At 64.2% G+C, this 24,173-nt stretch carries 19 protein-coding genes; 7 read left to right on the forward strand and 12 right to left on the reverse strand.

What is annotated here, in order from left to right:
• Positions 1-21: 21 nt before the first annotated feature.
• On the reverse strand, positions 22-942 hold the full coding sequence (locus C2L65_RS26255; RefSeq protein ID WP_007585766.1) for a LysR family transcriptional regulator: 921 nt from the start codon (positions 940-942) through the stop codon (positions 22-24).
• 281 nt (positions 943-1,223) lie between these two features.
• Here C2L65_RS26255 and glyA point away from each other — a divergent pair, with 281 nt between their 5' ends.
• From glyA to C2L65_RS26290, 7 genes are all read left to right on the forward strand, one after another.
• Positions 1,224-2,546 (forward strand): serine hydroxymethyltransferase, encoded by a 1,323-nt coding sequence (gene glyA / locus C2L65_RS26260; RefSeq protein WP_042306503.1) that lies wholly within the window; start codon positions 1,224-1,226, stop codon positions 2,544-2,546.
• 44 nt (positions 2,547-2,590) lie between these two features.
• Positions 2,591-3,859, forward strand: a complete 1,269-nt coding sequence (locus C2L65_RS26265; protein WP_042306504.1) for an aminotransferase class V-fold PLP-dependent enzyme — start codon at positions 2,591-2,593, stop codon at positions 3,857-3,859.
• A 110-nt stretch (positions 3,860-3,969) separates the two neighbouring features.
• Entirely contained in the window at positions 3,970-4,926 is a 957-nt protein-coding gene (locus C2L65_RS26270; protein ID WP_042306505.1) for a D-2-hydroxyacid dehydrogenase, read from the forward strand.
• 37 nt (positions 4,927-4,963) lie between these two features.
• The gene (locus tag C2L65_RS26275; protein WP_042306506.1) at positions 4,964-6,151 is read left to right on the forward strand and encodes a malate--CoA ligase subunit beta; all 1,188 of its coding nucleotides are present in this window, start codon (positions 4,964-4,966) and stop codon (positions 6,149-6,151) included.
• 11 nt (positions 6,152-6,162) lie between these two features.
• A complete protein-coding gene (gene sucD / locus C2L65_RS26280; protein ID WP_042306507.1) occupies positions 6,163-7,068 on the forward strand; it encodes a succinate--CoA ligase subunit alpha in 906 nt (301 codons plus the stop codon).
• The gene (locus C2L65_RS26285; RefSeq protein ID WP_052426858.1) at positions 7,046-9,958 is read left to right on the forward strand and encodes a phosphoenolpyruvate carboxylase; all 2,913 of its coding nucleotides are present in this window, start codon (positions 7,046-7,048) and stop codon (positions 9,956-9,958) included. Before sucD ends, C2L65_RS26285 begins: the two co-directional genes overlap by 23 nt.
• A gap of 48 nt (positions 9,959-10,006) precedes the next feature.
• Complete coding sequence (locus tag C2L65_RS26290; RefSeq protein WP_042306509.1) at positions 10,007-10,990, forward strand: HpcH/HpaI aldolase/citrate lyase family protein; 984 nt, start codon at positions 10,007-10,009, stop codon at positions 10,988-10,990.
• 67 nt (positions 10,991-11,057) lie between these two features.
• Here C2L65_RS26290 and C2L65_RS26295 read toward each other — a convergent pair whose 3' ends face one another.
• From C2L65_RS26295 to purU, 11 genes are all read right to left on the reverse strand, one after another.
• Positions 11,058-12,509 carry a pyridoxal phosphate-dependent decarboxylase family protein gene (locus tag C2L65_RS26295; protein WP_042306510.1) on the reverse strand — a complete coding sequence of 484 codons (1,452 nt, stop codon included), beginning with the start codon at positions 12,507-12,509 and terminating at the stop codon, positions 11,058-11,060.
• Positions 12,510-12,550: 41 nt separating this feature from the next.
• Entirely contained in the window at positions 12,551-13,450 is a 900-nt protein-coding gene (gene folD / locus C2L65_RS26300; RefSeq protein WP_007742741.1) for a bifunctional methylenetetrahydrofolate dehydrogenase/methenyltetrahydrofolate cyclohydrolase FolD, read from the reverse strand.
• A complete protein-coding gene (locus C2L65_RS26305) occupies positions 13,447-14,814 on the reverse strand; it encodes an FMN-binding glutamate synthase family protein (RefSeq protein ID WP_007585777.1) in 1,368 nt (455 codons plus the stop codon). The genes folD and C2L65_RS26305 overlap by 4 nt, the downstream gene beginning before the upstream one ends.
• A 15-nt stretch (positions 14,815-14,829) precedes the next feature.
• Entirely contained in the window at positions 14,830-15,528 is a 699-nt protein-coding gene (locus C2L65_RS26310) for a GltB/FmdC/FwdC-like GXGXG domain-containing protein (protein WP_007585778.1), read from the reverse strand.
• Entirely contained in the window at positions 15,516-16,424 is a 909-nt protein-coding gene (locus C2L65_RS26315; RefSeq protein WP_007585779.1) for a class II glutamine amidotransferase domain-containing protein, read from the reverse strand. The genes C2L65_RS26310 and C2L65_RS26315 overlap by 13 nt, the downstream gene beginning before the upstream one ends.
• Before the next feature lie 51 nt (positions 16,425-16,475).
• Positions 16,476-17,804: a type III glutamate--ammonia ligase gene (gene glnT / locus C2L65_RS26320; RefSeq protein WP_042306513.1), complete on the reverse strand. Its 1,329-nt coding sequence runs from the start codon at positions 17,802-17,804 to the stop codon at positions 16,476-16,478.
• 79 nt (positions 17,805-17,883) lie between these two features.
• Positions 17,884-18,558, reverse strand: coding sequence for a hypothetical protein (locus C2L65_RS46685; protein ID WP_042306514.1), 675 nt, complete (start codon positions 18,556-18,558; stop codon positions 17,884-17,886).
• On the reverse strand, positions 18,555-21,527 hold the full coding sequence (locus tag C2L65_RS26330) for a glycine cleavage T C-terminal barrel domain-containing protein (protein WP_042306515.1): 2,973 nt from the start codon (positions 21,525-21,527) through the stop codon (positions 18,555-18,557). The genes C2L65_RS46685 and C2L65_RS26330 overlap by 4 nt, the downstream gene beginning before the upstream one ends.
• Entirely contained in the window at positions 21,528-21,785 is a 258-nt protein-coding gene (locus C2L65_RS26335; RefSeq protein ID WP_007585788.1) for a sarcosine oxidase subunit delta, read from the reverse strand.
• Positions 21,786-21,799: 14 nt separating this feature from the next.
• Complete coding sequence (locus C2L65_RS26340) at positions 21,800-22,987, reverse strand: FAD-dependent oxidoreductase (protein WP_233446546.1); 1,188 nt, start codon at positions 22,985-22,987, stop codon at positions 21,800-21,802.
• Between the two features lie 123 nt (positions 22,988-23,110).
• The gene (gene purU, locus C2L65_RS26345) at positions 23,111-23,983 is read right to left on the reverse strand and encodes a formyltetrahydrofolate deformylase (RefSeq protein WP_042306517.1); all 873 of its coding nucleotides are present in this window, start codon (positions 23,981-23,983) and stop codon (positions 23,111-23,113) included.
• Positions 23,984-24,173 lie beyond the last annotated feature (190 nt).

Here is a 24,173-nt window from a genome sequence, read left to right on the forward strand (position 1 = left end):
ACCGTCACGCAAGCGCGTTCATCATTCGCCCGACACCCGCTCCCCTGCCTCATGGGCTCCGTTGATCAGACTGTCCCTGAACGCCGACGCGGCAGCCGAAAGCTGTTTGCTCTCGCGATGCACCAGATACAGATACCGGACGATCGGAAAGTGCTCGACATCGAGTACCTTGAGCCGAAGGGTTTCGAGTTCGGCCATGATCGTCGCGAGGGGCACGACTGACAGTCCCATGCCCGCCTGCACGGCCCATTTCACAGCCTCGTTGCTGCTCACCTCCATGCCTGGCCGAAAGCTGGTGCGGTGCTCGGCAAAGAAGCGCTCCATCGCGCGGCGCGTGCCGGAGCCGGATTCGCGCACCAGAAACGTTTCCCGCTCTAGCGCGCCCAGCGCAATGCGGCGCTCGCGCACGAGCGAGTGATCGGGCGGCGCGATCATCACGAGGGGATTCTTCGCCACGCGCACGGCAGCGAGCCCTTGCCCTTCGGGCGGCATCCCCATGATGGCGAGATCGGTCTCGTTGTTCGCCAGTTCGTTCAGCACGCACTCTCTGTTACCGACAGAGAGACTCACGTTCACGCCTGGAAAAGCCCGCGTGAACTTCGCGATCAACTGAAGCGCGAGCGGGTTGGTCATCCCGCTCACCACCGACACCTTCAGCTTGCCCTGCTTCATGTCGCGCAGCTGATCGAGCGACGCTTCGAGAAGCGACAACTGCTGCTGCAACAGCCGCGTATGGCTGTACAACTCCTTGCCCGCTGCCGTCAGGAAGACGCGCCGTCCGACCTGTTCGAACAGCGGCATACCGATGCCCGTTTCGAGCTGCTTCAGTTGCGACGACACGCCGGGCTGCGTCAGATGAAGTTCCTCCGCTGCGCGCGAAAAACTCAGATGACGCGCACTCGCCTCGAACACCTTCAGCTGGCGCAATGTCAGGTGCAGCATCTCGCTCCCTACCCTCCCACACACACGGCAAAAACGCCTTGATTTCACGCCTCAACTGTACCAGCGGAGGAAGCGTCCGCAATGCCCAAGAAGAGGTACTCCGCGAGGCGCGAGGTCCGGCTGGCAAGGCTCACACGCAAGGTTATGGGTCGGATAAGTAATGCGAATGAGTGTTTTCGGCGGCACGCCACTACCATCGTTTCAACAGGAATACGAAGGGGATACGGAAGGGACGAGCAGCGACGTCCAGCCTGTCTGGTTCATTAAAGAGAGGTTCATACATGTTCAGCTACAAAAACACGATTGCCGTCACCGACCCGGAATTGCGGCAGGCCATCTCGGCAGAAACGCAGCGTCAACAGGATCACATCGAGCTGATTGCATCCGAAAACTATGCGTCGCCGGCTGTGCTGGAAGCGCAGGGATCGCAGCTGACCAACAAGTACGCTGAGGGTTATCCGGGCCGCCGCTACTACGGCGGCTGCGAACACGTCGACGTCGTCGAGCAGCTCGCCATCGATCGCGCCAAGCAATTGTTCCATGCCGAATATGCAAACGTGCAGCCGCATTCGGGATCGCAGGCCAATCAGGCCGTGTATCTGTCCGTGCTCAAGCCCGGCGACACGATTCTCGGCATGTCGCTCGCGCACGGCGGACACCTCACGCATGGTGCGTCCGTGAACGTCAGCGGCAAGCTGTTCAATGCCGTGTCGTACGGTCTCAATCCGGATACGGAAGAAATCGACTACGAGCAGGTCCAGCAACTCGCGCAGACTCACAAGCCGCGCATGATCGTCGCGGGAGCTTCCGCCTACTCGCTCGTGATCGACTGGCAGCGTTTTCGTGCGATCGCCGATAGCGTGGGCGCGTCGTTGCTCGTCGACATGGCGCACTATGCGGGCCTCGTGGCGGCGGGGCTTTACCCAAGCCCCGTGGGCATCGCCGATTACGTCACGACGACCACCCACAAGACGCTGCGCGGTCCGCGCGGCGGCATGATTCTCGCGGGCGCGCAGGCTGCCAAAGCAATCGACTCGACGATCTTCCCCGGCATCCAGGGCGGCCCGCTGATGCATGTGATCGCGGGCAAGGCCGCCGCGCTGCGCGAAGCAATGACCGACGAGTTTCGTCAGTACCAGCAACAGGTGCTTATCAACGCACGGACCATGGCGCAGACGCTCCAGCAACGCGGCTTGCGGATCGTGTCGGGCCGCACGGACTCACACGTTTTCCTCGTCGATCTGCGCGCGAAAAACGTCACGGGCAAAGAGGCGGAAGCCGCGCTTGGCCGCGCCTTCATCACGGTCAACAAGAACGCGATTCCGAACGATCCGCAAAAGCCCTTTGTCACGAGCGGCGTGCGTATCGGTTCGCCCGCCATCACGACACGTGGCCTGCGCGAAGCGGAAGCGCAACAGCTCGCACACCTGATGGCGGATGTGCTCGAGGCACCGGCCAACGACCTCGTGATCCGCCGCACAGCGGACGCCGTGCTCGCGCTGACCGCGAAGTTTCCTGTGTATCGCGACGCGCCCGACGCACTGCGCCACAACGTACACGCGACACGGGACGACAGCACGGCCGCCGGTCACGCGGCGCACTGAATCACCCGAACGACTGATCAAGATCATCACCAAGGAGACAAACCATGTCGAATACTTCTGCCACGCGCATCCCTGGACGCAACATTCTCGCCGTCCCCGGTCCGACCAATGTTCCCGACGCCGTGCAACGCGCGATGGTGGTGTCGATGGAAGACCATCGTTCGACGAAATTCCCCGAACTCACGCATGGCCTGCTCTCCGATCTGAAGAAGATCTACCGGACCGCGGAAGGCCAGCCCTTTATTTTTCCGTCGTCGGGTACGGGCGCATGGGAAGCGGCGCTCACCAACACGTTGTCGCCGGGTGACCGGGTCCTGGTGCCGCGCTTTGGCCAGTTCAGCCATCTGTGGGCCGACATGGCGCAGCGCCTGGGCTTCGATGTGGAAATTCTCGACGTCGACTGGGGCGAAGGCGTGCCCGTCGAGCGGATCGGCGAGATCCTGAAGGCGGACCGTCAGCACACCATCAAGGGCATTCTGGCCTGCCACAACGAAACGGCGACGGGCGTGACGAGCGATATCGGCGCACTGCGCCGCGCAATGGACGACGCGGGCCACCCGGCCTTGCTGTTCGTCGACGGCGTGAGCTCGATTGGCTGCATCGATTTCCGCATGGACGAATGGGGCGTCGATCTGGCCGTGACGGGCTCGCAGAAAGGTCTGATGCTGCCGGCGGGCCTCGGCATCCTGTGCGTGAGCCAGAAGGCGCTGAAGACGATCGGACACGCGAAATCGCGCCGCTGCTACTTCGATCTCGCCGACATGGTGCGCACCAACGCCACCGGCTATTTCCCGTACACGCCCGCGCTTTCGCTGCTGTACGGGTTGCGCGCCGCGCTCGACCTGCTGTTCGAGGAAGGGCTCGACAACGTGTTCGCGCGGCATCACTACCTGGCTTCGGGTGTGCGCGCCGCCATCACGGAAGGCTGGGGACTCGAAGTGTGCGCGAAGGCGCCGAAGTGGCACTCCGATACGGTGTCCGCGATCGTCGTGCCGGAAGGATTCAACGCCGCGCAGGTCATCGACACTGCTTATCGCCGCTACAACCTCGCACTCGGCGCGGGACTCTCGAAGGTCGCGGGCAAGGTGTTCCGCATCGGCCACCTCGGCGACCTGAACGAACTGATGCTGGTGAGCGCGATTGCAGGCGCCGAAATGGCCATGCTCGATGCCGGTATCGACGTGCGGCCAGGCAGCGGCGTAGGCGCAGCCGGACAGTACTGGCGCACGCACACGCCGGGCGCGCAGGCCACGACGCATGCCGCGCCGCAGCGGGTGGCAGAGCCCGTCGCACGCCGCGCCGCCAACGCATGAACACAGCGCCATGAGCACGGCTGCATGAGCGCGACCGCCTGAACGCGCCTGCCTGAAGCAGGCGCGGCGGGTCGCATCCTTCCCGCCCACACTACGGAACGCACGACACCATGCGACACGAAATCGTTTTTCTCGACCGTTCCACGCTGAATGCCGATGTCCGGCGCCCAACCTTCGACCACCACTGGGTCCAGTACGCGTCGACCTCTGAACAGGAGGTCATGCGGCGGCTCGAAGGCGCCACCATCGCGATCACCAACAAGGTGCCGCTGCGAGCCGAGATGCTCGACAGGCACCCGTCGATCAAGATGATTGCCGTGGCGGCGACGGGCTATGACGTCGTCGATACGGCGTACTGCCGCGAGCGTGGTATCGCCGTCGCCAACATTCGCGGCTATGCGTCCCACGCGGTGCCCGAGCACACGTTCGCGCTGATCCTCGCGTTGCGGCGCAATCTGCTCGCTTACCGCAACGACGTGCTGAGCGGACGCTGGCAGCAGACCAAGCAGTTCTGCTTCTTCGATCATCAGATCCGCGACCTGCATGGCTCGACGCTTGGCATCATCGGCGGCGGCGCGCTGGGCCAGGGCACGGCGCAGATTGCGCGCGGCTTCGGCATGCGCCCGGTGTTCGCCGCTCACGACGCGCAGCGCGCGCGGGTGCCGGGCCTCGAATACGCCGAACTCGACACGGTGCTGCGCGCGTCCGACGTGATCTCGCTGCACGCGCCGCTCACGCCTGCCACGCGCAACCTGATCGGGCTCGACGAGTTGCGCAGCATGAAGCGCAACTGCCTGCTGATCAACACGGCGCGCGGCGGGCTGGTGTGCGAAGCCTCGCTCGCCACGGCGCTCAAGGAAGGACTGATCGCCGGGGCAGGCTTCGACGTGCTCAGCCAGGAGCCGCCCGTCGCGGGCAATCCGCTGCTCGAGCTCGACCTGCCCAACTTCATCCTGACACCTCACGTTGCATGGGCGTCCGACGACGCCATGCAGTCGCTAGCCGACCAGCTGATCGAGAACATCGAGGCATTCGCGCGCGGCGTCCCGCGCAATCTCGTGACCTGACGGTTCGCAAACCACGCAATCAAACGGAGACATCGACATGGACATTCACGAGTATCAGGCCAAAGACCTGCTGTCTGGCTTCGGCGTGCCGATCCAGCGCGGCGCGGTCGCCTACACGCCGGATCAGGCCGTCTACTGCGCCACGGAACTCGGCGGCTGGCACTGGGCCGTCAAGGCGCAGATTCATTCGGGCGCGCGCGGCAAGGCGGGCGGCATCAAGCTGTGCGAGACCTACCACGATGTACACGAGGCGGCGACCGCGCTGTTCGGCAAGCAGCTCGTGACGGTGCAGACGGGACCGGAAGGCAAGGTCGTCGAGCGCGTGTACGTGGAGGTCGCCGAGAAATTCGAGCGCGAGATCTATCTCGGCATCGTGCTCGACCGGAAGGCGGAACGCGTGCGCGTGATCGCTTCCGCACAGGGCGGCATGGACATCGAAGAAGTGGTGCACACCAACCCGGGCGCCGTGCTTCAGACGGTGGTCGAGCCGGCCGTCGGCTTGCAGCCCTTCCAGGCGCGCGAGATCGCCTTCGGCCTTGGCTTGAACATCAAGCAGGTAAGCCGCGCCGTCAACGCGATCATGGGCGCGTATCGCGCGTTTCGCGACCTCGACGCGACGATGGTCGAGATCAATCCCCTCGTCGTCACCGATGACGACCGCGTGATCGCCCTCGACGCGAAGATTTCTTTCGACGACAACGGCCTGTTTCGCCACCCGCACGTGTCCGAGATGCGCGACGCGGCGCAGGAAGATCCGCGCGAAGCGGAAGCCGCGCAGTTCGGGCTGAACTACGTGGGGCTCGACGGCGATATCGGCTGCATCATCAACGGCGCCGGCCTCGCGATGGCCACCATGGACACGATCAAGTACGCAGGCGGCGAGCCGGCGAACTTCCTCGACGTCGGCGGCGGCGCATCGCCCGAGCGCGTGGCGGCAGCGTTTCGGCTCGTGCTGTCCGATCAGAACGTGTCGGCCGTGCTCGTCAATATTTTCGCCGGCATCAATCGCTGCGACTGGGTTGCCGAAGGTGTCGTACAGGCGGCCCGCGGCCTGAGGGTGCCCCTCGTCGTGCGTCTGGCGGGTACCAACGTCGAAGAAGGACGACGCATCATCAAGGAAAGCGGCTTGCCCATCATCGCGGCGCAATCGCTGCTGGAAGCGGCGCAAAAGGCCGTCGAGGCCTCCAAGGCGCACCGAGCCCGCCAGGCCGGCAACCCCAGATAAGGAGAACGGACATGAGTATCCTGATCGACGAAAACACCCGCGTCATCGTGCAGGGCTTCACGGGCGACAAGGCGTCGTTCCATGCGAAAGAGATGATCGAGTACGGCACCAACGTGGTCGGCGGTGTCACACCGGGCAAGGGCGGACAGCTTCATCTCGAACGCCCCGTGTTCGATACCGTGAAAGACGCCGTACGCGAAACAGGCGCCACCGCGAGCCTCGTGTTCGTGCCGCCGCCCTACTGTGCCGACGCCATCATGGAAGCCGCCGACGCCGGCCTGCAACTCGTCTGCGTGATTACCGACGGCATCCCGGCACAGGACATGATGCGCGTCAAACGCTATCTGCTGCGTTATCCGAAGGAAACCCGCACGATGGTGGTCGGCCCGAACTGCGCGGGCATCATCAGCGCCGGGCGCGCGATGCTCGGCATCATGCCGGGCAACATCTACCGGCGCGGCAATATCGGCATCGTGTCGCGCTCGGGCACGCTCGGCTATGAAGCCGCCGCGCAGCTCAATGCGCTCGGCCTCGGCGTCACGACGAGCGTGGGCATCGGCGGCGATCCCATCAACGGCAGTTCGTTTCTCGATCATCTGAAACTGTTCGAGCAGGACCCCGAGACCGAGGCTGTCGTGATGATCGGCGAGATTGGCGGTCCGCAGGAAGCCGAAGCCGCGAAGTGGGTCAGCGAGCATATGACGAAGCCCGTCGTCGGCTATGTGGCCGGTCTGACGGCGCCCAAGGGACGGCGCATGGGACACGCGGGAGCGATTATCTCGGCAGCGGGCGACAGCGCGGCGGAGAAGGCGGAAATCATGATGTCCTACGGCCTCTCGGTGGCGCCCAGCGCGTCCGAGCTGGGTTCCACGGTTGCCTCTGTGCTCGAAGAACATGTCACGCGCCGCGTTGCCTGATTGGGGCTATGGCCCAGAAACACAACCCGACCCGCCGCGCGTCGAGGTTGTGCGCCCCTTCCCCGCGAGCAGGCATGCCGACGTCGACCGGCTGCACGAGCTCGCGATCGCGTCGGCTGCCCTGCCCGCGCTCAGCGCGGAAGACTATGAATACGCGGTTATCGAGTTGCTGTCGGAACTGTTGCGTGACATTGCGCGCGGCCGCCAGCCAGAGGTCGAACGCACGCTGATGGGCGAGTCGGCGCATGAATCGATGACGGAATTGATGCGCGAGCGGATGGATGATCGCACCGCGCGTGTGATTCTGAGGCGCATGCTGCAGGCGCAAGGCATGTGGTTCCAGCTGCTCAGCATCGCCGAGCAGAGTACCGCGATGCGCCGCCGCCGGGAGATCGAGATCGAAGGCGGCTATGACAGGTTGCCGGATTCGTTTGCGCGGGTGATTGCCGAAGCAGCCGAGGCTGGCATTCCTGCCGCCGAAGTGCGCGACGCGCTGAGCCAGATGAAAGTGCGCCCCGTGCTGACGGCTCACCCCACGGAAGCCAAGCGCGTCACGGTGCTCGAAATCCATCGACGCATCTACCGGCGTCTGATGGAACTCGAATCGCCGCGCTGGACACCGCGCGAACGCTACACGCTGATCCTTGCGCTCAGGAACGATATCGAGCTGTTGTGGATGAGCGGCGAGCTGCGGCTCGAAAAACCCACGGTCGCGCAGGAAGTCGCGTGGGGACTGCACTTTTTCGGCGAGACGCTGTTCGAAGCCGTACCGCTGTTGTTCGACAAGCTGGAGAGCGCGCTCGCGCGTCACTATCCGGGCGAGCGCTTCGACATGCCGCGCTTTTTCCAGTTTGGTTCGTGGATAGGCGGAGACCGCGACGGCAATCCATTCGTCGACGACAGCGTCACGCGTGCCACGCTGCATGAGAACCGGCTTGCGTGCCTGAAGCGCTACCGCCTGCGTCTTGTCGAACTGACGCAGATGCTGAGTATCACGTCCGAGGCGTTGCCTGTTCCGGACAGTTTCCATGAAGCGCTGGCGCGGGCACTGATGCGCAGCGGCGAAGCTACGTCGATCGCATCGCGCAATCCGGGCGAACTGTTCCGTCAATACCTGACGTGCATCTTGCGCCGGCTCGACGGGTCGCTTGCCAACGCCAGCCGGCCCGCCGACGGCACGCCCGTTCAAGGTGGCTATACGAGCGCCGACGAGCTTGCCGCCGACCTGCTGGTGATCGAGCAGACGCTCTTTGCGACGGGCAGCGCGCAACTGGCGCACATGCTCGTACGGCCGTTGCGGCAAGAAGTGGAGACGTTTCGCTTCAGCACCGTGCAGCTCGACCTGCGTCAGAACACGACGGTGATCGAGCAGGCGCTGCGCGCGTTGTGGCGCGCGACCTGTGGCACATCGGGCGAACCGCCCGCCAGCGACTCGCCCGAATGGAAAGCGTGGCTGCTCAGCGAACTGGCCCAACCGTCGGACAGCGAGCAGGAGCGGGAACGCCGCTTCGATTCGCTGCCATTCGACGAGGCACAGACGCTGCAGATTTTCCGCACGGCGCGTGAGATGCGCCAGCAGGTAGATCGCAATGCATTCGGCGCGTTCATTCTGAGCATGACGCATCGGGCCAGCGACGTGCTCGGGGTCTATCTGCTTGCCAAGGAAGCCGGTCTCTTTTCCGACGCAGCCGGGACGGAAAGCTGCACGTTGCCCGTCGTGCCCTTGCTCGAAACCATCGACGACTTGCGCCGCGCGCCCGAAATCCTGCGCGAACTGCTGGCCGTGCCGATGGTCCGCCGCAGCATTCGCGCACAGGGCGGCGTGCAGGAAATCATGATCGGCTATTCGGATTCGAACAAGGACGGCGGATTCTTCGCGAGCAACTGGGAACTGTCGAAGGCGCAGACGAAGATCAAGCGGCTCGGCGATGAACTGGGCGTCACGATCGCGTTCTTCCACGGACGCGGCGGGTCGGTGAGCCGGGGCGGCATACCGGCTGGCCGCGCCGTCGCCGCTTTGCCCGCCGGCTCGGTCAAAGGGCGTTTTCGCGTGACGGAACAGGGCGAAGTGGTGTCGTTCAAATACGCGAATCGCGGCACGGCGCAGTATCACGTCGAGTTGCTTGCGTCGAGCGTGCTCGAACATACGCTGAAGTCGGAGCGCGAAGAGGCCTTGCTGCCGAAGGGCGAATTCGATGAAGCCATGGAAGCGCTCTCGGGCGCGTCGCGGGCTGCGTATGCGAAGTTCATCGAACAGCCGGGCATGCTCGCGTATTTCCAGGCGGCCAGCCCGCTCGAAGAATTGTCGATGCTCAACATGGGCTCGCGCCCTGCCCGCCGCTTCGGCGCAACGAGCTTGCAGGATCTGCGCGCGATTCCTTGGGTGTTCGCATGGTCGCAGAACCGGCACGCGCTGACGGGCTGGTACGGCGTGGGCAGCGCGATCGAAGGCTTCCTTTCGGTGCGGCAGGAACGTGGGATCGACCTGCTGCGGCGGATGTTCGACGAATCGCGGCTGTTCCGGCTCGTCATCGACGAGGTCGAAAAGACGCTGGCCCAGGTCAATCTCGACATTGCGCGCGAGTATGCGGGCCTCGTACCCGATGAAGCGACCCGCGACACGATCTTCGGGCAGATCGAAGCCGAATTCCGGCTCACGGTGAAGATGGTGCAAACGCTCACGGGCTCGTCCGCACTGGGCACGCGCTTTCCGAAGTTCCATGCGCGTCTGCAGCGCCGCTTGCCCGCTATCGATCTCGTTAGCCGCCAGCAAATCGAACTGCTTCGCCTCTACCGTTCGGCACAGACGGAACGACAGCGGCGCGCGTATCAGGTGCCGCTGCTGCTGTCCATCAACTGCATCGCATCGGGCTTTGGCGCGACGGGCTGAACGCCCTTTGCGTCATGCCTTCAATGAAATGACTTCAGGAGAACCCGTATGAGTTTCACTGTCATCGAGCAGGCCAAAGCGCGGTTGCACCGTTCCGAGCTGGCCGTGCCCGGCTCGAATCCCGCGATGTTCGAAAAAGCCGCGCGCTCGGCCGCGGACATCATCTTCCTCGACTGCGAAGACGCCGTCGCCCCGGACGACAAGGAGCAGGCGCGCAAGAACATCATCGAAGGGCTCAACGATATCGATTGGGGCAGCAAGACGATGATGGTCCGTATCAACGGGCTCGATACGCACTACATGTATCGCGATGTCGTCGATATCGTCGAAGCGTGTCCGCGTCTCGACATGATCCTGATTCCGAAGGTCGGCGTGGCGGCGGACGTGTACGCCGTCGATATGCTCGTCACGCAGATCGAGGCAGCCCGCCAGCGCACCCGCCGGATCGGCTTCGAAGTGCTGATCGAAACCGCGCTCGGCATGGCGAATGTCGAGAGCATCGCGCAATCGAGCCGCCGTCTCGAAGCCATGTCGTTCGGCGTCGCGGACTATGCGGCCTCGACGCGCGCGCGCACGACGGTGATCGGCGGCGTGAATCGCGACTACGGTGTCCTCACGGACAAGAATGAGCGTGGAGAGCGCGAATACTACTGGGGTGATCAGTGGCACGCCGCGCAAACGCGGATGATGGTGGCCTGCCGCGCCTATGGGCTGCGTCCCATCGACGGACCGTTCGGCGATTTCAGCGATCCCGATGGCTACGATGCCGCCGCGCGCCGCGCTGCCGTGCTGGGCTATGAGGGTAAATGGGCGATCCATCCGTCGCAGATCGAACTCGCCAACCGCGTGTTCACGCCCGCCGATGCGGAAGTGACCAAGGCGCGCCGCATCATGGAGGCGATGGCGCAGGCCGCGAAGGAAGGCAAAGGCGCAGTCTCGCTGGATGGCCGGCTGATCGACGCGGCGAGCATCCGCATGGCCGAGGCGCTGCTCGCAACGGCAGATGCCATCGGCGGCGGCAACAAGCGATAAATGCAAGAAGCGGGCGGCCCGTCGAAGTTGACGGACCGCCCGCGAAAGTACAGCGCTTGAGCAATGCTTATCCGAACGCCAGTGCCATCGCTTCGCGTTCCTGACACAGGTAGTCGCCATGCACCTGATCCCATGCCGACAGAATCGCATCGGCGGCACGATCCGCGTCGTGCTCCGTCGTGGCCCACGAGATAACCGACAGCCGCATCACCGCGCGCCCTTGCCAGCGCGCCGCGCGCACATCGCAGATGCCCTGCGCCCGGATACGTTCGATCGCGCGCAGCGTCAGTTCGTCGGCGAGCGAGACGTCGTAGGCCGAACCGAAGCGCACGATCACCTGGTTCAACGCGACCTCGTTGAGCAGCGCAACACCGGGACCCAGCGCGAGGCGGCGCGCCATGCGCCGCGCCAGCGCGCAATGGCGTTCGACCATCGCCGCGATACCCTGCCTGCCGAGCGAGCGCACGAGCGCCCAGAGCGCAAAGCCGCGTGCGCGGCGCGAAAGCTCCGGCGTGTAATGCACAGGGTCGCGAACGCCGTCGTCGGCTTGCGGCAGATAGCTCGCGTTAATCGACATCGCGCGACGGTGAGCGGCGGCATCGCGCACGAACGCGCAGCCGGTTTCATAGGGTGCTTGCAGCCACTTGTGCGCATCGGCCGCCCATGAATCCGCGTCTTCGATGCCGGCTGCAAGGCCCCTGTACTGCGCGCTTGCTCTGACCCACAGTCCGAACGCTGCATCGACGTGAACCCAGCCACCATGCTCATGCGTACACGCGGCGATCTCGCCGACGGGATCGAATGCGCCGGTCATCATGTGTCCCGCTTGGGCGATCACGATGAGCGGTCCCGAATGTTGCGCGAGCGCCTCCCGCAACGCGGCGACCTGCATGCGGCCCGACTCGTCGGCGGCGATCCGGATAACGCGCCGCTCGCCGATGCCCAGATAGCGCAGCGCGGCCAGCACGCCCGCGTGTACGCCGTCGCCGACATACACGGAGATGGGCGGCGCGCCGCACAGACCGTCGGCCTCGACGTCCCAGCCCGCCTGCCGCAGCACGGCATCGCGGGCCGCCGCGAGGCAGACGAAATTGCTCATCGTCGCGCCCGTGGTGAAGCCGACTGAGCAGTCGCGCGGCAGTTCCAGCAAATCGAGGAACCAGCCTGCCACTACCTGTTCGGCGACGGCAGCAGCCGGCGCACCATGCCAGGTCGCGGCATTTTGTCCCCAGATGCTCGTGAGCCAGTCCGCTGCGACAGCGGCGGGGTGCGAGCCGCCCGCAACCCAGCCGAAAAAGCGCGGCCCCGCCGTGCCGAGCAAACCCGGCTCGGCAATGGCCGAGAGCCGCGCGATCACGGCATCGGCGGGCTCGCCTTGTTCCGGTGTCGGGCCGCCGAACGCCGCGCTCAACTCGCCGAAGCTCGCGGTCGGACCCGTTGGGCGCGACGCGCGCGAGTCGTGAAATGCGAGCGCGAGCCGCGCGGCCGTTTCGAGTGCGTTGCGTGTATCGTCAGCCATTAGAGGTCTCCTGCAATCGTCAACGCCGTAATTTTTTTGCCCTACCCTGCCGGCACCTGCCAGAAGGGCTGTGGCGGATGAAACGCTTCCCCATCCGCAAACCGCTCGGCCGATCGCAACGTGTTCTCGATCAGCATCGTGACCGTCATCGGTCCCACGCCGCCCGGCACGGGCGTAATCCATGATGCCCGCTCGCGCACGGGCTCGAAGTCGACATCACCGACGATGCGCCCATCCGGCGTGCGATTGATCCCGACATCGATCACGATCGCGCCTTCCTTGACCATCTCGGCCTTGATGAGCCCGGGCTTGCCCGCGGCGACGACCAGAATGTCAGCGTGAATCGTGTGTTGCGCAAGGTCGCGCGTTTTCACGTGACACACGGTGACGGTGGCTTCCTTCTGCAGCAGCATCAACGCCATCGGCTTGCCGACGATATTGCTCGCGCCGACCACCACGACGTTCTTCCCCGCCACGTCGATGCCCGTCGTCTCCAGCAGAAGCTGGACGCCATAGGGCGTACATGGTGGAAAGATCGAATTGCCGACCACCAGCGCGCCCACGTTGTAAAGATGAAAACCGTCGACGTCCTTGTCGACGACGATGCTTTCCAGCACGCGCCGCACGTTGATCTGGGGCGGCAACGGCAGTTGCACCAGAATGCCGTGCGTGCTGCGCTCGACGTTGAGCGCGGCAATGCGATCGAGCAGTTCCGTTTCCCGGCAATCCGCGTGGAACCTGTGCATGAACGAGCGCACGCCGCAATCCTCGCAGGCTCGCACCTTGTTCGCGACGTACAGCTCCGACGCGGGGTTGTCGCCGACCAGCACCACGGCGAGACCGGGCACGACACCTCGCGCGGACAGAGCCGCGACGCGCTCGCGAAAGCGCGCGCGCAGCCGCCGCGCAAGGTGCCGGCCGTCGATGATCTGCGCTGTCATCGGGCGCCGTTCAGGCCGGGAATCCAGTTGGTCCCGGCGAGCGGCACACGCGCCATCGCCGCCGCTTCGACCGTGAGCGCCACGAGATCTTCCGGCTCCAGGTGATGAACGTTCTGCTTGCCGCACGCGCGGGCGATCGTCGTCAGCTCCATGTTCAGCGTCTTCAGATAGTTCTTCAGACGCTTCGCGCCGACGTCGGGCTTCAGACGCTCCTGCAGCACCGGGTTCTGGGTCGTGATGCCGACGGGGCACTTGCCCGTGTGGCAATGGTGACAGAAGCCCGGCGCGGTGCCGAGGCTCGCATAGTCGTCGAGCGCGCTGACGTGCTGGCCGTTCTCGATATACGAGCCACTATTGCAGCCCAGCGACACCAGCACGCCCTGGCCGATGGCCACGGCATCGGCGCCCATCGCCAGCGCCTTCGCGACGTCGGCCCCGCTGCGGATGCCGCCCGAGATGATCAACTGCACCTGCCCCTTCATGTTGAGGTCTTCGAGCGCATCGACGGCCTGGCGCAACGCGGCGAGTGTCGGAATGCCGACGTTCTCGATGAAGCAGGTCTGCGTCGCGGCCGTGCCGCCCTGCATGCCATCGACGACGATCACGTCCGCGCCCGCGTGTACCGCGAGCTTGACGTCATTGAACGTGCGGGTCGCGCCGACCTTGACGTAGATCGGGGTCTGCCAGTCGGTCATCTCGCGCAATTCGAGAATCTTGATCTGCAGGTCGTCGGGGCCTGTCCAGTCGGGATGGCGCGATGCCGAACGCTGGTCGATCCCTTCCGGCAGCGTGCGCATTTTGGCCACGCGCGGCGAGATCTTCTGGCCGAGCAGCATGCCGCCGCCACCCGGTTTTGCGCCTTGTCCGATCACGACCTCGATCGCGTCGGCCTTGCGCACATCGTCGGGATTGAAGCCGTAACGCGACGGCAGGCACTGATAGACGAGCGTCTTCGACGATTGCCGTTCTTCGGGCGTCATACCGCCGTCGCCCGTCGTCGTCGAGGTGCCGAGTTCGGTGGCGGCGCGGCCGAGCGATTCCTTCACGTTCGCCGACAGCGCGCCGAAGCTCATGCCCGCGACGGTGATGGGGATGGCAAGTTCGATCGGCTTCTTCGCGAAGCGCGTGCCGAGCACGGTCTTGGTCACGCACTTTTCGCGGTATCCCTCCAGCGGATAGCGCGACAGCGATGCGCCGAGAAACAGCAGATCGTCGAAGTGCGGCACGCGCCGCTTCGCCCCGAGGCCACGGATCTCATACAGTCCGTGTGCCGCAGCGTTCTGGATGTAGTCGATCGTCTTGCGGTCGAAGCCCCAGGACTCTTCGGTGGCGATATGTTTCATGTGTACGGGCTTGATTTCCATGGCGGGGTCCCCGGTTCAATATTCCTGATTCGCGTCGGCATTCCAGTGATACAGCGAGCGGGCCGACGAGACGCGTCTGAATTCCTTGGGATCGAATTCCGCGAATGCGGGGCCCGCTGCGCGCAGCAGTTGCGCGACGGCTTCCACATCGGCAGGTTGCATCGGCTCTTCACGCGCGTCGGCACCCAACGACTTGACCTTGCCGCGCACATAGATCACCGCCTCGTACAGCGAGTCGCCGAGCGCATCGCCGGCGTCGCCGCAGATCACGATCCGGCCCGCCTGGGCCATGAACGCGGAAAAGCTGCCAACCGATCCCTTCACGACGATGTCCGCGCCCTTCAGCGAGATCCCGCAGCGCAGGCCCGCGTCGCCCTCGATGACGAGCAGCCCGCCGTGCGCCGATGCGCCCGCCGCGTTCGAAGCGAAGCCCTTCACGTGTACGCGGCCGCTCATCATGTTCTCGGCCACACCCGTGCTGGCGCTGCCCGAGATCGTCACTTTCGCTTCCTTGTTCATGCCGGCGGCGTAATAGCCTGCATGGCCGTCGATCTCGATTTCGATGGGAAGATCGAGTCCCACCGCGATGTTGTGCGCGCCATCGGGATTCGAGATCAGCACCCTGCGCGTGCCCGCTTTCGCGGCCTCGCGGTGCAGGAAGCCATTCACGTCCGTCACCGAGGCGGACGCCAGGTCGAAGTTCACACTGTCCATACGTACATCTCCTCGGGAGCCGGTTCAAAAACGCGGGCGTGCTTGATGTCGGGCAGATGCGCGAGCGAACGGAACTCAGAGGCAATCGCGACGAAATCGTCCGTCTCGGCGACCACGGCCGGCTTGCAGGCGAACGGATCGCGGATCAGCGCGAGCTTGTCGGGCGTGCCCATCAGAAACGTGAAGAAGCCGTCGAGCTGCTCGAAACCCTTCTGCAACGCCGCTTCGAGATCGTCGCCTTCGCGCAGCCGGTATTCGAGGAAACGGCAGGCGGCTTCCGTGTCGTTGTCGGTATCGAAGCGGATGCCGTGCGGTTCGAGCATGCGTCTCACGCCGAACGGATTCGAGAGCGAGCCGTTGTGTACCAGACAGAAGTCCTCGCCCGCCGTGAAGGGATGCGCGCGATCGGGGGTCACGGCGGATTCCGTCGCCATCCGCGTATGCCCCACCAGGTGCGTGCCCGTCAGCCCGCTAAACGCGTAACGGTCCGCGACCTGGCCGGGCGTGCCCGTGTCCTTGTACAGGTCGATCATGCGTCCCGTCGACAGCACGTGCAGCCCCGGGTGCGTTTCGCGAATCCAGTGCTTGACCGTCTCGGGATCGACGGCAACGGTCAATACGGCGTGGTTGTCCTTCACCTGCACGGATGCCTTGGCGCCGAGGTGCGCGTTCAGTTCATGAACCAGCCCTTGCCAGTTGAAATCGGCGCCTTCTTCCGTCAGGCCCGAGTAAAGGCTGATCTTGCGCACGCCGTCGGCGACAGGCTCCGTGAACACCGCAAGGCCCGCCGAGTCCGGCCCGCGCTCCGTCATGCCCAGCAGCATGGGCACCATCAATTCGCCGAGCCGCTCGCGCAACTCGGGCTTCTTGACGAGTAGTCCGACAATTCCACACATCGTTATCTCCTCGCGCTCAAATTCAAGCGACAAGCTGTTTAGGATTCTTGATCAGAAAAATTCGAGGTAGGTCTTCTGTTCCCAGTCCGACACATGGCGCATGTACTCGATCCACTCCATGTGCTTGAGACGGAGAAACTCGCCGCCCGCCGGCCCCAGCGCTTCGAGCATCACTTCGTCGCGCTCCAGCGCATGCAACGCGGCTTCGAGGTTCTGCGGCAGGATGCTGATGCCGTTTTCCTTGAGGTCACGCGGCGACATCTCGTAGAGGTTGGCATTGCAGGGTTCGCCCGGGTCCAGACGGTTTTCGACGCCATCGAGCCCCGCCGCGATCACGGCAGCCGTCGCGAGATACGCGTTGCACGCGGCATCCGGCAGGCGCAGTTCGATCCGTCCGCCCGGAATGCGCACCATCGACGAGCGGTTGTTGTCGCCATAGCTCACATAGGCGGGCGCCCATGTCGCGCCTGTCAACGATCGGCCTACGACGAGACGCTTGTACGAATTCACCGTCGGCGCGCAGATCGCCGTGAGCGCCGCGGCGTGCTTCAGGATGCCCGCCGTCCAGTGGTAGGCGAGCTTCGAGAGGCCGAGGCCGCGCTCGTCGTGATCGTCGGCGAACAGGTTCTTCTTGCCGTCGGAAATCGACATGTGCATGTGCATGCCGTTGCCGGGCCGGTTCGCGAAAGGCTTCGGCATGAACGAGCAGACAAGGCCCAGTTCATTCGCGATCTCCGCGGCCGCCATCTTGAAGAAGACGTAGTGATCGCAGGACTTCAGGCATTCGGTGTACGTGTAGTTGATCTCGAACTGGCCGTTCGCGTCTTCGTGATCGATCTGATAGACGTCGATACCCGCCTTGATCAGCGCATCCGTCAAACGCTCCAGGAATTCGCGCGAGCGGGAAAGGCCCTTGTAGTCGTAGCACGGCTTCGGCAACGCGTCGGTGTGGTCGCAGGGCGCGATCGTGCCGTCTGCCCCCTTGCGCAGCAGCGAGAACTCCGGTTCGAGCCCGGTGTTCAGAATCCAGCCGTGGTCTTCGAGACGGCGAATCTGCTTTTTCAGCGTCACACGGCTTTCGAATGGCCACGGCTCGCGCTTTACATGCCCGTCGCAGACGACGCGCGCATAGCCCGGTTGCCAGGGCACGAGTTGCAGGGTATTGATGTCGCCGACGGCCATGAAGTCGGGGCCTTGCGGATCGATACCCAGCCCCCACACGGCGAAGCCCGCGAAACCGGCACCCGCCGTGAGAATGCTGTCGAGATGCGCGGCAGGCACGGATTTGGTCTTCGCGACCCCGTGGATGTCGACGAACTGCGCGAGGATGTATTTCACCTCGTTTGCTGCAAGAAATTTCCGGGCGTCTTCGGGGGTCATCTGAATGTCCTTGAACGTGATAAATCCAGGTTTCTGAAAACGCCGGCCCGAGTGCGCGCCCGCGTCGACTACTTGCTCGCTACGGGGTTGCCGACTGGTCGATATCCGTGATCGCGGCGACCCCGACTGGCCCGCCGCCCAGCTCGCCGGCGATACCCGCCAGCGTCTCCCACAGATACAAGCCGTATGTGCCGTCGGCCCATACCCGGTAGTAAGGCTTGCCTGCCCGGGCGCCTGGCATGACGGTGACGGCGACACCCGCCATCGATGTCAGCACGACTGGCCGGGCAGCCAGATCGAGCGCGCCAAAATTGACATTGCAGGTTTGCAGCAGCAGTTCGTGTACGGCTTCGCCGCACAGCACGAGTGCCACATCCTGATGAAGCACGGGGTACACGTGCATGGGCGTATCGAGATGCGCCATCCTTGCCGAACTACCTTGCGTCAGTCCGTCTTCGATCAGGTATTCGGAGACGCCGAGCCGCAACACGACGCCGCCGCCCGCGAGGGGCGCCCAGCTGTTGGGCTGCTCCGGCACGGGGATGTCCTGGGCCTGCAGCCACGCCGCTACGCCCTGCCCCTTGAAGCCGGTGCGAAACAGGAAGGAGACATCGGCGATGCCGAGCGTCGCGGCACGCGTGCTGTCGGCGGCATCGACTCGCTCCTCGACGCGCATGTTCTCCCGCACGCTCCATTGCGCGCTTGCCGTCTTCCAGGCGTCGCATACGGGGCTCATCCGAAGTGGTGCGTTCATGCTGTCTCCTTCTTCGGCGTGGCCGCCTTTGTTATTACGGCGTCTTTTTGACGCTCGCTCTCAGGGTCATAGAACGGAGTCGGCACCACCGTCGCGGGTACCATCCGGCCGCCGCTCGCGCGGAAGCTGATGCGCGTGCCGGGCTCGGCCTGGTCGGGCCGCACGAACGCAAGGCCAATCGTCTTTTGCAGCGTCGCGCTCCACGCGACACTCGTGACACGGCCCGCTATCTCGCCGCGTTCGATCACGAGATGACACTCGCGCAGACCGGCATCGCGCACGCCTGCATCGAGCGCGAAGCCGACAAGGCGCTGTTTGGCAGGCAGCTTGTCGATGATCTGCAGGCTGCGTTTGCCGACGAAAAACGGCTTGTCCATCTTCACGGCCCATTCCATGCCGGCGTCGCGCGGTGTCGTCAGACCATCGGTGTCCTGGCTCACGATCACGTGGCCCTTCTCGAGCCGTAACAGACGCTGCGCTTCGACGCCGAACGGACGAATGCCGTGTTCACGTCCCGCTTCGAGCAGCGTGCGCCACAGCGCCGCGCCGTACTCGGCGGGAATATGGATTTCGTATCCCCATTCGCCGACGAAACCCACGCGCATCAGACGCGCAGGCACACGGTTCTGACCGAGGGCAATGCCCGTCACGCGCACGCCGAGGTACGGGAAGGCCGCCGGCGACAGATCGAGATCCACGAGCTTGCCGAGCACGGCGCGCGATGCGGGCCCCGCGAGGTTCACCGCGGCGAACGCGCCCGTCACGTTGACGATGCCGCAGTCGAGCCGCCAGATCGTGTTGAGCCGCGACAGCTCGCGATAGATGGCCGCCGCGCCCGACGTCGTGGTCGTGAAGTAGAAGTGATCGTCGGCGAGACGCGCGATCACGCCATCGTCGATCACCACGCCGGACTCATCGCACATCACGGCGTAACGGGTCATGCCAGGTTTCAGGCCCGCGTACTTCGACACGTACACGCGTTCGAGGAACTCCGCGGCCTGCGGCCCCCGCACTTCGATCTTCCCGAGCGTGCCCACGTCGATGATGCCCACGCCGTTGCGCACGGCGAGCGCCTCTTCCTCGATGCAGACCGCGCGCTCCTTGCCCGCGACCGCGTAGTACTCCGGGCGCTGCCAGACGCCCGCCGGCATCCACACCGCGCCGAGCAACTGGTGCTGCGCGTGCAGCGGCGTGCGCCGTTCCGGGTTGAAGCCGCGCCCGGCGAGATGCGACATCGGCACGGGATGGAAGAACGGCCGCGCCGTCGTCGTGCCGACCTCCTGGGGCTCCTTGCCCGTCAGACGCGCGAGGATGCGCAGGCCATTCATGTTCGAATGCTTGCCCTGGCTCGGCCCCATGCCGTTGGTCGAGAAGCGCTTCAACAGTTCGATGTTGTCGAAGCCTTCCTGCACGGCGTTTTCGAAGTCCTTCAGTTGCAGGTCTTCGTCGAAATCGACGAAGTTCTTGCCGGATGCATGGCCCACGATCGGCCAGGGATGCGATGGTGATTCCCGTTCCAGGAGACGCAGTTGCGCGGCTTCGCCTGCCTTGCCGTCGCCGTTGCCGTTGCCGCTATGCGCTGCCGCCTGCACGCCTGCCCGCGCGCCGTCGCGCAGCTTGCTGCCGAGCGTGTACACGCCGTTCACGCGGCCGCATGCGAACACACCGGCTGGCAATTGCTCCGGCACGAACTGCTGCACATCGTGATCGAAGTGCATCTTCGTGCCCGCCTGATACAGCAGGTTCGCGGCAGGCGACCAGCCGACGCTCATCAGCAGCGTGTCGCATTCGATCAGACGGGTCGTTGCCGTCGAATAGCGCAGGCCGTTGTTCGTCGAAAACGCGCCGACGCGCACGCCCGTCAGCCGTTCGCCCGATCGGTCCGGCACGGCCTCGACGACACAGCTCGAAGTCAGTACTTCGACGCCCTTCGCCCTGAGATCGCGCTCAAGGTCATCGCTTGCATGCGATGCGCGCAGATCCACCACGGCAACGACTTCGATGCCACGCGCCAGCATGTCGAGCGCCGCGCGGTAGCCGTCGGCATTGGCGGCGAGCACGACGGCCCGCTTGCCGGGCGCAACGGCATAACGATAGGCAAGGCGCTGCGCCGCCGACGCCAGCATCACGCCTGGCAGGTCGTTGTTGCGAAACACGGCGGGTTGCTCGAACGCGCCACTCGCGACGATCACGGCTTTCGCGCGCATCTTCGTGATACACGTCGCATTCACGAGCGGCACCCACAGGTCCGCGTAGTAGGCTGCCGCGAGCGTACCCGTCATCACCCGGATACGCGGATGGCCGAGCACGGCGTTCGCCAGTTCATGGATCTCGTCGAAACGCTTCTCGTCGCCGCCCAGCTGATAGCCACCGCTGCCGCCGATGCGCGCGTTCTCATCGACGATCACGACGTCAGCGCCTTCCCCGGCTGCCGCGAGCGCCGCCGACAAACCGGATGGACCCGCCCCGATCACCAGCACGTCGCAAAAGCCATATCGCTTCGGTGTGCGGATATGCGGCGCGTCGAAATCGACCTTGCCGAGACCCGTCATCGTGCGGAACATGCGCTCCCAGCGCGGAAACCAGCGCTTGCTGTAAAACGCCTTGTAGTAGAAGCCGACAGGCAGAAACGCCGCGAGCTTGCCCACGACGCGCGCACGATCGCCTTCCACACCGCCGAACGTATTCACCGAATACCAGTTGCCGCCCGGCGTCAATGCCGTCACGTCGGCCCGCACGTTCAGCCGTGCGCCGTCCTGCAGCATCACGTTGACATCGTGATTGGCGAGCGAAAGGACGCCACGCGGGCGGTGATACTTGAAGCTGCGGCCGAGCACGCGCAGGCCCGAGTCCCACAGTGCGCTCGAGATCGTGTCGCCGATGAGGCCGCTGTACTGCTTGCCTTCATACGAGAAATCGATGCGTGTATCGCGCTCGATCCATTCGCCGCGGTGAGGAGTCAGACGCATTCAGGCCTCCTCGCCGGCAAGCCACGTGCGCAGCACGAGATCTTTCGCGGTGTCGCGCTCGGCAATGAACCATGTATTGCTCGGCGTATGGCACCACCACTCCTGCTTCACGCCCGGTGCGCCGTTGCGGCAAAACACATAGTCAGCCCATTGAGCATCGCTCGCCTGGGTCGGATCAGGCTCGTGACGAATCTCGCCCCAGTAGGCGAACTCCGACACCGGCCGCGCGCCATTTACCGGACAGGTCATGATTTTCATCGTCGTTCTCCAGCTTAGTGGCCAACGGATGCCGCGCCCTTTTCGCCCGTGAGCGAAAAGCGGCGGAACCTGTCGAGCGAGAAGCTCTCGATGAGCGGATGGGTGGCGTCGTTCGCGACCGTGTGGGACATCGTCTTGCCGCACACCGGCGTGGCCTTGAAACCCCAGGTGCCCCAGCCCGAGTCCAGGTAGAAGCCTTCGACAGGCGTCTTGCCCATGATCGGCGCGAAGTCGGGTGTCATGTCGGCCATCCCCGCCCATTGGCGCATCACCTTGGCTTGCGACAGGAACGGGAACATCTCGAGCATGTGCGAGGTGAGCCCTTCCACGAAATCGAGCGTCGAGCGTGTCGAATGCAGTTCGTAGGGATCGAGCGAAGCGCCCATCACGAGTTCGCCTCGCGCCGACTGGCTGATGTAGACGTGCAGGCTGCCCGAGACGAGAATCGGCTCGAGCCAGGGCTTGAGCGGCTCGCTCACCATCGCCTGAAGCGGGTGGATGTAGATCGGCGTGCGCAGGCCAACCATGTCTGTGACACGGGGCGTCGAGCCCGCCACCGCGCACAGCACCTTGTTCGTCGAGATATAGCCGCGCGAAGTCTTCACGCCCTTGACCTTGCCGCCCACCACGTCGATGCCAAGCACCTCCGTCTGCTGATGGATTTCGACACCGCGCTGGTCCGCGCCTCGCCCATAACCCCAGGCAACCGCATCGTGCCGCGCGACGGCGCCCGGCGCGTGATATAGCGCGCCCATGATGGGCGCGACGCCGCCGCACGAGATGTCGATCATCGGCGCGGCCTTTTTCACCTCGTTCGGACCCACGACCTCGGAGTCCACCCCGTAGTGCTTGTTGACTTCCGCGCGCCAGCGCATCGTACGCATCGCCGAATCGGTGTGGGCAAGCGTGTAATGACCGCGCGTCGAATAGAACAGGTTCAGATCGAAGTCCTGCGACAGGTCCTGCCACAGCTTCACCGACTCGTCATAGAACTGCACGCCCTCGGGCGTCAGATAGTTCGAGCGGATGATCGTGGTGTTACGCCCGGTATTACCTCCTCCGATATACCCCTTCTCCAGCACGGCCACATTCGTGATGCCGTGCTCTTTCGCGAGATAGTAGGCCGACGCGAGACCGTGGCCCCCTGCGCCGATGATCACAACGTCATATGAACGACGCAAAGTGTCGTGTCTCGTGAACATCCTCGGTTCGGGATGTTTCTTTGAGAGAGCGAAGCGGACGAGACGCCATGGCATAAAACGCTCCTTTGGCCAGCCCCGCTGGGGGCGGCTTAACGACCTGTTCGATGGAAGACGGCTACGCGATTACCGCAGCACGATGGTCTTGTTACCGTGGATCAGCACGCGATCCTCGAGGTGATAACGCAAGCCTCGCGCCAATACGGCCTTCTCGATATCGCGGCCCAGGCGCACGAGGTCATCCGGGCGGTCCGAGTGGCGGATGCGAATCACGTCCTGCTCGATGATCGGCCCCTGGTCGAGTTCTTCCGTCACGTAGTGGCAGGTCGCGCCCGTCAGCTTCACGCCGCGCCCGTAGGCCTGGTGATAAGGCTTCGCGCCAACGAAGCTCGGCAGGAACGAATGGTGGATGTTGATGATTCGCCCCGGATAGGCCGCGCACAGCTTCGGAGAAAGAACCTGCATGTAACGCGCGAGCACCATCGTGTCAGCGCGTGCATCCTCGAACAGCCGTTGCACCTCGTCATAAGCCTGCGCCTTGTTGTCAGGCGTAACGGGCACGTGATGGAACGGAATGCCATGCCATTCGACAAAGCTGCGCCATGTGTCGTGGTTCGAGATCACGCACGGAATCTCGATGTCGAGTTCACCCGCTTTCCAGCGCGCGAGCAGGTCGTAGAGACAGTGCTCAAGCTTCGACACGAGTATCACGACCCGCTTCTTGACCGAGTTGTCAGAGATCTTCCAGTCCATCGCAAACTCTCTCGCGATGTGGGCGAAGCGATCCCGGAACCCGTTGATGCCGAAGGGCAGCGACTCCGCGACGATCTCGTGGCGCATGAAGAAGCGCTTCTCGATTTCGTCGGCATGATGGGTGGCCTCGGTGATCCACGCCCGATGCTCGGCAAGGAATGTGCTTACAGCAGACACAATCCCGATGCGATCGGGGCAGGACAGAGTCAGCGTGAAGCGGTGCGTATTGGAGGACATGTTGTGCATTGATTCGAAGAGGAACCATTGGTGACAACATTAGCCAGCCGAAACTTGTGTGTCAATGACAATAAACTTTTTTTCCTGTCAGGAAACACCCGTACACCTCAAGGAGTATCGCCAGGCGCGTATCACCTGGTCGCCCCAGGCGATAGCCGCGACTATCCCTGCACGTATCTGCATGTCGATGGAAGTGACG

It is taken from the genome of Paraburkholderia terrae (assembly GCF_002902925.1).
GTDB lineage: Bacteria > Pseudomonadota > Gammaproteobacteria > Burkholderiales > Burkholderiaceae > Paraburkholderia > Paraburkholderia terrae.